Origin of the sequence: Rhizobium indigoferae, assembly GCF_034554815.1 — a bacterium.
Classification (GTDB): domain Bacteria; phylum Pseudomonadota; class Alphaproteobacteria; order Rhizobiales; family Rhizobiaceae; genus Rhizobium; species Rhizobium leguminosarum.
In genome coordinates this window covers 4532501-4545381 of sequence record NZ_CP140635.1, presented here as the reverse complement: position 1 = coordinate 4545381, position 12881 = coordinate 4532501, and the positions used below count along the sequence as shown (strand labels likewise).

At 56.2% G+C, this 12881-nt stretch carries 6 protein-coding genes, 1 tRNA gene and 2 rRNA genes; 3 read left to right on the top strand and 6 right to left on the bottom strand.

The genetic code is table 11. The annotated features are described in order from the left end of the window. The 3 genes from U5G49_RS22275 (at position 1) to U5G49_RS22265 (ending at position 3869) form a co-directional block, all read left to right on the top strand. A complete protein-coding gene (locus U5G49_RS22275; protein WP_026188567.1) occupies positions 1-1350 on the top strand; it encodes an HlyD family type I secretion periplasmic adaptor subunit in 1350 nt (449 codons plus the stop codon). 104 nt (positions 1351-1454) lie between these two features. After that, positions 1455-1946: a hypothetical protein gene (locus tag U5G49_RS22270; RefSeq protein ID WP_018244207.1), complete on the top strand. Its 492-nt coding sequence runs from the start codon at positions 1455-1457 to the stop codon at positions 1944-1946. Between the two features lie 270 nt (positions 1947-2216). Next, entirely contained in the window at positions 2217-3869 is a 1653-nt protein-coding gene (locus U5G49_RS22265) for a GNAT family N-acetyltransferase (protein ID WP_193446512.1), read from the top strand. Between the two features lie 146 nt (positions 3870-4015). Here the strand turns inward: U5G49_RS22265 and U5G49_RS22260 are convergent, their stop codons facing one another. The 6 genes from U5G49_RS22260 to U5G49_RS22235 all read right to left on the bottom strand — a co-directional run bounded on the left by U5G49_RS22260 (position 4016) and on the right by U5G49_RS22235 (position 12647). Further along, complete coding sequence (locus U5G49_RS22260; protein WP_018516412.1) at positions 4016-6010, bottom strand: glycosyltransferase; 1995 nt, start codon at positions 6008-6010, stop codon at positions 4016-4018. Then, complete coding sequence (locus U5G49_RS22255) at positions 5992-7224, bottom strand: HlyD family secretion protein (protein ID WP_018244204.1); 1233 nt, start codon at positions 7222-7224, stop codon at positions 5992-5994. Before U5G49_RS22255 ends, U5G49_RS22260 begins: the two co-directional genes overlap by 19 nt. A gap of 426 nt (positions 7225-7650) precedes the next feature. Next, a protein-coding gene (locus tag U5G49_RS22250; RefSeq protein ID WP_370090368.1) for an IS3 family transposase occupies positions 7651-9017 on the bottom strand; the annotation gives its coding sequence in 2 pieces (ribosomal slippage) (positions 7651-8540 and positions 8540-9017; 1368 coding nt in all). Positions 9018-9242: 225 nt separating this feature from the next. Beyond that, positions 9243-9319 (bottom strand) — tRNA-Met (locus U5G49_RS22245). A 127-nt stretch (positions 9320-9446) separates the two neighbouring features. Further along, positions 9447-9561, bottom strand: a 5S ribosomal RNA gene (rrf, locus tag U5G49_RS22240). 206 nt (positions 9562-9767) lie between these two features. Next, positions 9768-12647: ribosomal RNA gene (locus U5G49_RS22235) — 23S ribosomal RNA — on the bottom strand. Positions 12648-12881 lie beyond the last annotated feature (234 nt).

Here is a 12881-nt window from a genome sequence, read left to right as displayed (position 1 = left end):
ATGGGACGGAAAAAGCAGGAGACGACCGGTCCGGTGCAGCTCGAATGGTATAGCGACGTGCCGCGCTCGATCCGGATGCACAGCATCGTCGGCCTGACGGTTCTCTTCACCTCGTTCGGAGGCTTCGGCTTCTGGGCGGCGACGGCACCGCTTGCTTCCGCTGTTATCGCGCAAGGAAGCTTCGTCGCGACCGGCAACAACAAGATCGTCCAGCATCTGGAAGGCGGCATCATCAGGGAGATGCGCGTCAGCGAGGGCGATACGGTCAAGGAAGGCGATATCCTGCTGACCCTCGACCCCACGGCGTCCCGCTCGAACGAGCGGATGCTGCAGCTTCGTCGGCTGCGCCTGGAAGCTGTCGTCGCAAGGCTCCGCGCCGAAGCGCAGGGCCTGCGCGAATTCCAACTTCCCGATATCGTGATGAAAGAGGCAAGCGATCCCGACATCAACGCGATCATCCAGAGCCAGAACGTCGTCTTCCACAGCAAGCAGATCAAGCTCGAGGAGCAGCTAAATCTGATCGAGAAGAACATCAAGTCGCTGGAATACCGTTTCGCCGGCTATAAGGGCCAACGAGAATCCTTTGAAAGGCAATTGTCGTTGCTGACCGAGGAACGCGATTCCAAGGCCCGACTGGTCAAGGTCGGCTATATGCGCAAGACGGATCTCCTGGCCATCGAACGGGCGATCGCCGATGCGATGGGCGACATTGCTCGACTGAACGGCGAGCTCAACGAGAGCGAGGCGGAGATCGCCAAATTCCGCCAGGAAGCCGTCATCGCCGTCAACTCCAACAAGCAGGCGGCGCTCGATGCGCTCGAGACCGCCGAAACCGATCTGGACAGCGTGCGCGAACAGATGCGCGAGGCCGCCGGCGTGCTCGAACGCACCACCATCCGTTCGCCGGTGTCGGGCACGGTCGTGCGCTCCTATTTTCACACAGCCGGCGGTGTCATCACGACAGGCAAGCCGATCATGGAGATCCTGCCCGCGCATGTGCCGCTGATCCTGGAAGCGCAGGTGCTGCGCACCTCGATCGATCAGCTGCATGAGGGCGAAACGGCCTCGATCCGCCTCACGGCGCTCAATCGGCGCACGACCCCTGTTCTGCAGGGCAAGGTCTTCTATGTCTCAGCTGATTCGATCGAGGAAAATTCGGGAGCTTCAGTCAAGGACGTCTATATCGTCCGCGTCGGAATACCCGATTCCGAGATTGCACGGGTGCACAATTTCCATCCCGTTCCCGGCATGCCGGCCGAAGTACTGATCCAGACGTCGGAACGCACCTTCTTCGAATATTTGAGCAAACCAATCACCGACAGCATGTCGCGGGCTTTCAAGGAACGCTGATCGCCCGCGATCCGGTAAATGCGACGGACTTGCCCGTTGTTCTGATGTAATGTCCATATGCCATCCTTCATGGATGGATCCCCTCCGGGGAGAAAGGGTCAAGCATGGCGGCGATGTCCGATGTCCTGCTGCGGGTCGGCCGGCTGAACTATGTCTGGACGAACACCGAAAGCCTGCTGATCTACATCATCGCCCATCTTCTCCGGGTCGAAAAGGAAGCAGCAATCGTCGTGTTCCTGACGCTCAACACGACGCGCGCCCGGATCGATCTCATCGAACGGCTTTCCAAGCTCGCTTCGACCTCTCCTTCCGACCGCAAGGCGATCCTTTCGGCCATGTCACGGCTGAAGAAGGAATCCAAGACACGCAACAAATACAATCACTGCATCTATTCCTTCGACGATAAGGGAGAGATCTCGAGCACGCAGCTGATGCGGCTCGTCGAGGACGACAAGGAGATCCGCTACGGCAAGATCGAGCAGATGGACGCACGCGAGATCGACCTTCTGGAAAAGTCGATCGCCGAAATCGTCGCCATCAGCCGGACGCTCTGGGCCTTCATCCATGCGAGCCCGCAGATCGCCGGTGAGCTCTGACCTAATCCTTATGTATGCATGTTCTCAAAACCGCTGCACACTTTCGGGCGATGTACATTGAAGCGCGCCGTCCTCCAAGAGGCGCTACGCTCTATCACTCTGAATCTATGCATGATTTCCACCAAAAACGGGTCGCGATTTTGGGTTATACGCCGGCTCCGGACTAATCACATTTAGGTCCTGCAAATCATCCGGACGGTTTATTTGAAGATCGGTGTTTGCCATTAGAATGAAATCTCCCGAGTGACGTATGGGGTATTGGGGGGCGGCATGCGCATAGATATCATCGACACCATTGCCGGGCTCGAGGCGGTACGCGACAACTGGGATAAGGTCTTCATGGAAGACCCCGACGCGCAGCATTTCCTCTCCTGGATCTGGCTGAAGAATTATCTGTCCCGCCGACGCCGCTGGTTCATCCTTGCTCTGCGCGAACGCGACCCCGAAGCACCTTATGTCGCCTTCTTTCCGCTGCGCCTCATCACGCATCTGAACGAGAAGACCGGGCTCTTCTACGACGAGATCATCATGGCCGGGAATTTTGCGGCCGATTATACCGGTCTCATCGTCAGACCGGATTACGAGCATCATGCCATTGCCGGCTTTGCTTCGTTTCTCAAACATCAGAACTGGACCGACCTGAAGCTCGAATATTTCAGCGGCCCTGCCGGCCGGCGCGAGAAGATGATCGAGGCGCTGCAGGGACCGGAGGTGATGTTTCGCGACAGCTCGCCCAAGAACAGCGAGAATATCGACAATACGATCTGTCCCATCGTCCCCCTGCCGGCAAGCTTCGACGACTATCTCGAGCAGCGGATGAGCAGCCAGACGCGCCAAAAGCTCCGGCGGTTCCTGCGCAAGGTCGAAGGCGACGATATTTACCGGATCACGATGGCAACTCCCGAGACCATCGATCGGGACATGGACATCCTCTTCAATCTCTGGCGGATCAAATGGAGTGCCCGCAAAGGCGCCGAGCGGACCGAGCGGCTGATCATCACCACGCGCGAGATGCTGATGGACAGCTTCCACTGCGGCAATCTCGAGGTGCCGGTCTTTTGGCATGGCGACCAGCCGCTCGGCGCGCTGGCGAATATCGTCGACCGGCAGAGGAAGGCCATCCTCTTCTATATCACCGGCCGCGACGAGAATTGGAAGACGCCGTCTCCCGGCCTCATCCTGCATGGATACTGCATCCGGCGAGCTATTGAGCACGGCTTCAAGACCTATGACTTCCTGCGCGGAAACGAACCCTATAAGTACATGTTCGGGGTAGAGGAAAGGCGGATCAGCTGCACCCTGTTCCGCACCCGCAGCGGCCAGAATCTGCATGGCGCGCTCAACCCGCGCAGCATTCGTTTCGTCTATGAACAGGCGCTCGACATGTACCGCAATGGGGCCCGGAGCAAGGCGGAGATCGCCTTCAACCAGGTCCTGCAATCGGCTCCAGGCCATACCGGCGCGGAATTCGGGCTCGCCAATCTGCTGTTCGACCGGGGCAAGCTGACGGAGGCACTGGCTGCCTACAAGGCCCTCGTCGAGCAAGCGCCCGATCCGACGCCGATCCATATGCGGCTTGGCGACACGCAGCTTGCGCTACATCAATATGAGCAGGCCGCCGAGACCTTCCGCCGGGTCGGCGAGATCGGGCCGCATCTCATCCAGGCGCATTACAAGCGCGGTATCGCCCTTGCGGCCAGCAGACGGCTGGCCGAGGCGGAGACCGTCTTCGCCGCGATCCAGGAGGTGCATTCGGACGATCCGGCCGCCCTCGACTATGCCGCCAAGGCGGGTGTTGCCCTTGAACGGATCCGCATGAGTGCCGAGGCCGCCGCTCGCAAGACGGACGTCGTGCCGGAGACCCTCGCCCGCTGGAGCCGCGGCCGTCATCTGAGCGAGCGGCGCCGCCTGCGGCTGCATTGACGATTGTTGTGGACGCGCGATGCCCAGTGTCCAAACACACGAAAGCCCGCACGAGGCGGGCTTTCGTGTATCTGGTTGCGGGGGCAGGATTTGAACCTGCGGCCGGCCTGGTGATTGGCCGGCTGCCGGGCCGGGAAACGCCTCGCTCAAAGCGTCCGGGTCCGACCGAATGTCCGAAGCAGAAGGTTGATCGAGACAGCGACTTTGTCAATGTCACGAACGTCCTGGGAGTAACGCCCGGTATAAAGTTTCACGATCATTTTATCGCGGGGCGAACCGCTAAGATTGAAAAAAAGGTGCAGGTAGAAGGCCTCCTTGTCGCCTGAGCGGGCAATGCTCCTTCGTCTTTGGGTGACCGTCCTTAGTTCGGTCTTGAAGGGCGAGAACCCCTCGAGTGACAGCGTGACATCGGCGGATGCAAAGCGCGTCTCCGGTGGCACAGCAACGACTGCCTTGTCGAGCGCCAGACTGACTATGCGGCCGGAAACACCGTCGACGTGAACCGCTTCGTCAAGTTTGAACGCATCGAAGAGCCGTCGCGGTTTTTCGAAGCAGATCAAGGACGCAATAGCGAGAACGAGAATGTTGATGCCCGACCAGCAAACCGCAATCGGCGAGAACTGCGCCTCGATATGGGAGGTCTCAGGGACAATATTGATGACAAGACCGATGGCCGTCGCCACGATCAACGCCGCTATCCAGGCAAGGCTGTATCCATCAAATCCGATCGCCTCGTTGCCGCTGCCCTTCGGGGTCACCCTGAATGGCTTGCCGAAGGGACGCACCACACTGGAAATAACGGTTGGCAACATCCGAAACGTCGAAAAAGCCCCGACGGCACTCGATACGACAGGCAAATATCGGGTCGGTGTTATCCAGAGCATCAAAAGGAAATAGGCCGTCAGCAACGGCACCTGATGGGAGATATAGTCTGCAGCGTTGGTGAAGTAGAGCGGCAGCAAGCCGAACCAGAGATATATGATCGGGATGATCAATATCGTAAAGCGCACCAGATACTGCACCAACCACGACAGCGGAAGGAACATGATGCGTTGAAAAAGCGACAGACCAGGTCCCCGCAGTGGGCCGTTGTGAAGATAAAGTGTTTGAATTCCCCCCTGACACCAGCGCTCACGCTGTACAAAATAGCCAGTCAGATTCTCAGCGGCCAATCCCATCGACAGGCGCTCATTCAGGTAACGGGTCTTGTAACCCTTGTTGAGCATGGAAAGGGTGGTCAACAGATCCTCTGTGATGGATTCCGTTGGAAACCCCCCAATCTCATCGATCGCCTTGCGTCGCGCGATTGAGCATGACCCACAGCAGAAACTGACGTCCCAGATATCTCGGCTCGGTGCAATTTCATCAAAGAACAAACGCTGCTCGTCCGGCCAGATATTTTCGAGACCGAGATTTGTTTGCACCGGATCGGTATTGAAGAAATGCTGTGGCGTTTGAACGATGCCGATGGTCGCATCGGAAAAGAAGGGAAGCGTCCGGCGCAGGAAGTGACGATAGGGCACGAAGTCAGCATCGAATATCGCGATGAAGTCGCCGGAGCTGACCTTCAGACCATTGTTCATGTTGCCGGCTTTGGCATGGCTGTTGTCGGGCCGTGTGACGTGGATTGCTCCCTTCTCCTCGCAGTAGGCCTTGAGCCAATTACGACGTTGATCGTCGAGCACGTAGACTTTCAGCTTGTCTTGCGGATAATCGAGCGCAAGCGCCCCTATGATCGTCCGTTCCAGGACGTCGAGCGGCTCGTTATAGGTAGGAATGAACACATCCACCGTGGGCAATTCATCCTCGTCACCTCTAAAGAAGTCTGGCGCGAGCCTGTCTGCTTCTGCGCTCCGGTCCACGTATCGACTCATCAAAACCAGGAAGAGCACGACTTCGAAGAATGCGAGGATTTCTATGATGAACAGAAACCAGACCCAGTAGAAGTTGAGGCCATTGTTGGGATAGGGAAGTACCGTCTCGAATAACCGCCAGAGTATATAGCGCAACGCAATGGCGCCAACGACCACGCATGTGATTGCGCGCGTCGAGCTATAGTTACGCGACCAGTTGAAAGGCCCAAGCAAAAAGAACGCCAAAACCGAAAATGTCGGAGCCAGTGCTATGAGATACTGAACCACAGGCTCTCTACCCAGTTCCATATGTGGATGTTAGGTTTGGGAAGGCGCACCTGAACAGAACGCCCCACCTGACAAAAGTTCGCATAATCCGTATTGAGAGCGGAGGGAGCCAGACCGACGCGTATTCGATCGTTGCGTTTGGTTGTTTCGGGCTGATTGGCTGCCAGCGTGTCCTTCTCGGCGACCGCGGAACTGCCTCTTACCGATAGGACAACGCCTTTGAAGGCCTCGCCTCCGCCTAACAAGCGCACCTCCGCAGCAAGGCCTGGATAAATCTCTTGGTAATCGACCTCCGGAACAAGGATATCGACGAAAAGATCGCTGCAATCGAGGATGCGCATCAGCTCGGTATTGAGGATGACGTTCGAGCCGTTGACGATGTTGCTACTCCACACGACTCCGTCGAAAGGTGATGGATCTGATGCCGAAGTGAGACTGCGGACGCGGTTTTCCTCCTCAATCAGCTGCATCTGTACCTGCGCGCCCCGTGTTTCGTTTTCGGCGATGCGCGTATTGAGATCGTTGATCCGAACGATGACCTCATCCTGTCGCTGGCGAGAATAGGGCACGTCGTTCTGGCCGTCACCGAAAACGAAAACACCCTTGCGAACGGCTTCCAGCTTTTGTTCGAGCTGGGCTACGGTCAAGCCACTGATTTCGAGTTCGCCCCCCGCCGCTTCCCAGGCGGCTCGGGCGGACTCGACCATCTTGGTGGACAGGATACCCTTCGCCTCAAGCGCGAGCCGCCGGTCAAAGTCGACTTGCGCGACATTGTCCTGCGCCTTGGAAACCTTGACCCGTTTGTTTAGAATTTCAACTTGTCGCTCCAAGTCGGCAACGGTTGTGCGCGTAAAGACTTCCATGCGTGCGCCCAATTGATCACGAAGGCGTACAAGCTCATCGCGTTCCCGCTTTAGCGCCGCAACATGTTCGACAGCAGTCATGTGGTCGGCCTGCAGCGAAGTCAGTATTGCGCGGTTCACGCGGGCATTGTGTATCACGGCGAGCGGCGCTCCTGCCGACACGCGCGCACCAACTTTTGGGGGCGTTTCTGCGACTTCGCCGTCGATAGGAGCGTTCACGATCGCAAATCGCGCATTGACTGTACCGTCGAGACTTGTAAAGCCAGTCAGGCCGGGCAGTAAAAGTACGATGGCAAGCGCGAACAGTGATATGCCGATCAGAATGCGGGTAATGCGGTGGTTCCAGATCATTGGCAATTCCAAAATCATCAACCGCAAGGCACTCGTGTGGGACCTGCGTAACTGCAACCATATCTTGTAGAGATGTAGGCGCACCATGGCCATAGACAAGGGGACGAGCTGGCTGCACTCGATACGTTCGGTAAAAAGTCGCAATAAGGCTAACCTGGGATTAGCTATGTACTGCAGCGGAGGCTCGTTTTGTATGATGATGGACCGCGCCGACGCCCTGAGGAGGCGTTAACCTCGCCCCGTTACCAAACGCACAAAGCCCGCACGAGGCGGGCTTTTCTTTAGACCATCGCCAGCTGGAACCGGGGCCGTCATCTCAGCGAGCGACGCCGACCGCGTCTGCATTGACGATTGTTGCTGCGATGTACCTTAGACTAGACGCCAAAAAGCCCGCCGGAGTGAACTGACCCCAATAAGTTGGACGGTTTAAAGGCTGGTTAGATTTAAGGGCTGAGTTCTGTATTGCACAGGGCTCAGCCCTTTGAGTTTCAACTTGATGCGCTGATGATTGTAGTAGTGGATGTAGTCGTCGATGCCGTCTTTCAGGCTTTTGATGCTGACGAAGCGATTGGGATGAAAGAGCTCGGATTTAAGGGTGGCAAAGAAGCTTTCCATGGCGGCGTTGTCGAGGCAATTGCCTTTGCGTGACATGCTCTGGGCGATGCCGCATTTTTGAAGCTGTCGCTGATAGGCTGGCATCTGGTAGTGCCATCCCTGATCGGAGTGCAGGATCGGCTTGTCATTGCTCCCCAGCCGGCTCAAGGCTTTGTTCAACATGCTTTCCACCAGTTTGAAGACCGGCCTTGTGGTCGTCTCGTAGGCGATGATCTCGCCATTGTAGAGGTCCATGACCGGCGAGAGATAGAGCTTCTCGCCGGCGACCTTGAACTCGGTGACGTCGGTGACCCATTTCTGATTGGCTGCCTGCGCAGTGAACTGCCGTTTGACGAGGTCGGGGGCTGTGCGCCCGACGTCACCTTTGTAGGAGCGGTATTTCTTCGGCCGTACCAGCGATTTCAATCCCATCTCGACCATCAGGCGCTGGACCGTCTTATGATTGACCGTCTGCCCGAGCTGGCGGATCGCCGCCGTCACCCGGCGATAGCCGTAGCAGCCCTTGTGAGCCTCGAAGATGGCTTTGATCCTGTCCTTGAGCGCAGCATGCCTGTCGGCCAGCTGCGACATCCTTTGCCGGTAGTAGAACGTGCTGCGGGAAAGGCCCGAAAGCTTCAGCACGTCGTCAAGCGGATAGAGTGGCCTTAACGCCTGGACGACTTGCGCTTTTTGAGCGCTGGTTGCTTGCGCGTTAAGGCCTCGAGTTTTTTTAGGTAGTCGTTCTCCATGCGCAGATAGTTCAGTTCCGACAGCAGTTCTTCGCGGCTCTTCGCCTCGTCGCTCTGCAAAGCTTGCGGCTCCCGGGGGATCGGCGGCTCGGACATCGATCGGGGGCCTCCTTTGCGGCGTGAGGTCAGTGCATCAATCCCACCAGTCTCGTAGCGTCGCTCCCAATCCGAAAGGCAACCCTTATTGCGGATGTCGAACAGCGCCGCCGTCTGGCGGTAGGAGAGCCCATCCTTCCACATCCGCTGGAGAACCGATAGCTTGAATGCTGCATCGTAGTGGCTGAACTTCTTCGCAAGACCTGGAACCCCATGCGCCTCATAGCTTGCTACCCATTTGCGAACCGTCCCATGGTCTACCGCGAAGTGCGCGCCGACCTCCCGAGCACTACGCTCGCCCTTCTCATAAAACTCCACAACAGAAAGCTTAAAAGCCAGGCTGTGATTGGACATGCAAAACCCCCGAAGGTGGATGTCCAACTTTCGGGGGTCAGTTCAGAGTGGCGGGCATTTGTGTGTCAATGTTCGTATATTTGGGATTTGGTTGCGGGGGCAGGATTTGAAGTTTCTGTCCCGCTGCGTCGGCTTCGCCTTCTTGGCGGGCCCCTGAGGAGGCGTTAAATCCTCGACCCGTTACGAGATACACAAAAGCCCGCACGAGGCGGGCCTTTGTGTATTTGGTTGCGGGGGCAGGATTTGAACCTGCGGCCTTCAGGTTATGAGCCTGACGAGCTACCGGGCTGCTCCACCCCGCGCCATGAGCAAATCGCTGGGATTTGCTGGTGTATTATAACACGAAAGGCCGCTTTGTGAGCGGCCCTTTTGTTTCGGCTTTGGGCCGTTTGTTTAGTGATGAGAAGATTGATTAGTTGCGCTTTGCAGACCTGGCAGCGACCTACTCTCCCGCGTCTTAAGACGAAGTACCATGGGCGCAGGGGCGTTTCACGGCCGTGTTCGGAAAGGGAACGGGTGCAGCCACCCCGCCATAACCACCAGGTCGGCAAAGCGCAACTATATGTTTTGAGAAGCTGGAGGATGAGGCAATAGGCATCTGCCAACAGGCAGAAGTGATATTGTCATCGCATTTTGAACACGTCTTTGAAGCGAATGCGGAGTGGCTATTGCCGACTGCCTATTCCCTTCTGGCACATCGATCCGGACGACCGCTTTGCGGTCGCCTTGAGATGAGCATAGTCAATGAGAACGATCAAGCCGATCGAGCTATTAGTACCGGTAAGCTTCATGCGTTGCCGCACTTCCACACCCGGCCTATCAACGTGGTCGTCTTCCACGGCTCTGATAGGGAATACTCGTTTTCAGGTGGGTTTCCCGCTTAGATGCCTTCAGCGGTTATCCCGTCCATATATAGCTACCCTGCTATGCCCTTGGCAGGACAACAGGTCCACCAGAGATATGTCCATCCCGGTCCTCTCGTACTAGGGACAGATCCTGTCAATATTCCTACACCCACGGCAGATAGGGACCGAACTGTCTCACGACGTTCTGAACCCAGCTCACGTACCGCTTTAATTGGCGAACAGCCAAACCCTTGGGACCTGCTCCAGCCCCAGGATGCGATGAGCCGACATCGAGGTGCCAAACAACCCCGTCGATATGGACTCTTGGGGGTCATCAGCCTGTTATCCCCGGCGTACCTTTTATCCGTTGAGCGATGGCCCTTCCACGCGGGACCACCGGATCACTATGACCGACTTTCGTCTCTGCTCGACTTGTCAGTCTCGCAGTCAGGCGGGCTTATGCCATTGCACTCGACGACCGATTTCCGACCGGTCTGAGCCCACCATCGCGCGCCTCCGTTACTCTTTCGGAGGCGACCGCCCCAGTCAAACTACCCACCATACACTGTCCCGGACCCGGATAACGGGCCGCGGTTAGACATCCATGACGATAAGGGTGGTATTTCAAGGATGGCTCCACGGAAACTGGCGTCCCCGCTTCAAAGCCTACCACCTATCCTACACATGCCGACACGAATGCCAGTGTAAAGCTATAGTAAAGGTGCACGGGGTCTTTCCGTCTGACCGCAGGAACCCCGCATCTTCACGGGGAATTCAATTTCACTGAGTCTATGTTGGAGACAGCGGGGAAGTCGTTACGCCATTCGTGCAGGTCGGAACTTACCCGACAAGGAATTTCGCTACCTTAGGACCGTTATAGTTACGGCCGCCGTTTACTGGGGCTTCGATTCAAAGCTTGCACCTCTCCTCTTAACCTTCCAGCACCGGGCAGGCGTCAGACCCTATACGTCGTCTTGCGACTTCGCAGAGCCCTGTGTTTTTGATAAACAGTCGCTACCCCCTGGTCTGTGCCACCCCATAATAGTTGCCTAGCATGGGGTCACGCTTCTTCCGAAGTTACGCGTGCAATTTGCCGAGTTCCTTCAACATAGTTCTCTCAAGCGCCTTGGTATACTCTACCTGACCACCTGTGTCGGTTTCGGGTACGGTCTATACGGTGGAGCTATTTCCTGGAACCGCTCCGCTGCCCATCCAATCCAATTAGAATGAACAACTTGTGCAATCCGTCACTACCACCAGGCCCACGAATATTAACGTGGTTCCCATCGACTACGCATTTCTGCCTCGCCTTAGGGGCCGGCTAACCCTGCTCAGATTAACTTTAAGCAGGAACCCTTGGTCTTTCGGCGAGAGGGTCTCTCACCCTCTTTATCGTTACTCATGTCAACATTCGCACTTCCGATACCTCCAGGAGCCCTCACGGGTCTCCCTTCATCAGCTTACGGAACGCTCCGCTACCACTTGCGATTGCTCGCAAATCCTCAGCTTCGGTGCATGGCTTCAGCCCCGTTACATTTTCGGCGCAAAGACCCTTATTTAGACCAGTGAGCTGTTACGCTTTCTTTAAATGATGGCTGCTTCTAAGCCAACATCCTGGTTGTTTTGGGATCCTCACATCCTTTCCCACTTAGCCATGACTTGGGGACCTTAGCTGGAGGTTAGGGTTGTTGCCCTTTTCACGACGGACGTTAGCACCCGCCGTGTGTCTGCCGAGTAGTACTCCCCGGTATTCGGAGTTTGGTTAGGATCAGTAAGACGGTGAGTCCCCATAGCCCATCCAGTGCTCTACCCCCGGGGGTATTCGCTCGACGCTCTACCTAAATAGATTTCGCGGAGAACCAGCTATTTCCGAGTTTGATTGGCCTTTCACCCCTAGCCACAAGTCATCCCAATCTATTGCAACAGATGCGGGTTCGGTCCTCCAGTTGGTGTTACCCAACCTTCAACCTGCTCATGGCTAGATCACTCGGTTTCGGGTCTAATGCAACAAACTAAATCGCCCTATTCAGACTCGCTTTCGCTTCGCCTACACCTACCGGCTTAAGCTTGCTTGTTACACTAAGTCGTTGACCCATTATACAAAAGGTACGCCGTCACCCTTGCGGGCTCCGACTGTTTGTAGGCATCCGGTTTCAGGTTCTATTTCACTCCCCTTGTCGGGGTGCTTTTCACCTTTCCCTCACGGTACTTGTTCGCTATCGGTCATGCACGAGTACTTAGGCTTGGAGAGTGGTCTCCCCATGTTCAGACAGGATTTCTCGTGTCCCGCCCTACTCTAGGACAATCATGATATCTACGCGTACGGGGCTGTCACCCACTACGGCCGCACTTTCCAGAGCGTTCCACTTTAATCACAATTGCCACTGGCCTGGTCCGCGTTCGCTCGCCACTACTTGCGGAGTCTCGGTTGATGTCCTTTCCTGCAGGTACTTAGATGTTTCAGTTCCCTGCGTTCGCTTCTTACACCCTATGTATTCAGGTGTAGATACCTTATCACAATACCTAGAAACCTGTTTTGTCCTCACGGCCAAAGGCCTGCGGACGGCGCGCCGGATAACCGGCGACGCGCTTTGCGCTACGAAGGAAGTCCCTCGCAGCCAAAGCAACAAAACAGATTTTCTAGGTATTTAAGGTGGGTTGCCCCATTCGGAGATCCATGGATCAAAGCTCATTCGCAGCTCCCCACGGCTTTTCGCAGCGTATCACGTCCTTCATCGCCTGTGCATGCCAAGGCATCCACCAAATGCCCTTACGACACTTAATCGTTCTCATTGCCAATGCTCATCGTCTTTGTTTGATTTGGCAGACCTTGTCCGCTTCGCTTTCGCCTCGCGGGGTGCCAAATCCGACCATCCGGACAACCTTGCGATTGCCGTGCAGTCGGGCCAAACATGCGTGATTACCTTTTACAATCACGCTTTCTAACAATGCCATTAACGTGTTCGACAGGTCTGCTTTATTGGAGCTACGCCGAGCAGCTCGCTTGCAGCCTGTCTTA

Bases quoted from the DNA above. Each gene is read 5' to 3' on its own strand.
- U5G49_RS22275 (WP_026188567.1), top strand. From the start codon at position 1: ATGGGACGGAAAAAGCAGGAGACGACCGGTCCGGTGCAGCTCGAATGG.
- U5G49_RS22255 (WP_018244204.1), bottom strand. From the start codon at position 7,224: ATGATCTGGAACCACCGCATTACCCGCATTCTGATCGGCATATCACTG.
- U5G49_RS22270 (WP_018244207.1), top strand. From the start codon at position 1,455: ATGGCGGCGATGTCCGATGTCCTGCTGCGGGTCGGCCGGCTGAACTAT.
- U5G49_RS22265 (WP_193446512.1), top strand. From the start codon at position 2,217: ATGCGCATAGATATCATCGACACCATTGCCGGGCTCGAGGCGGTACGC.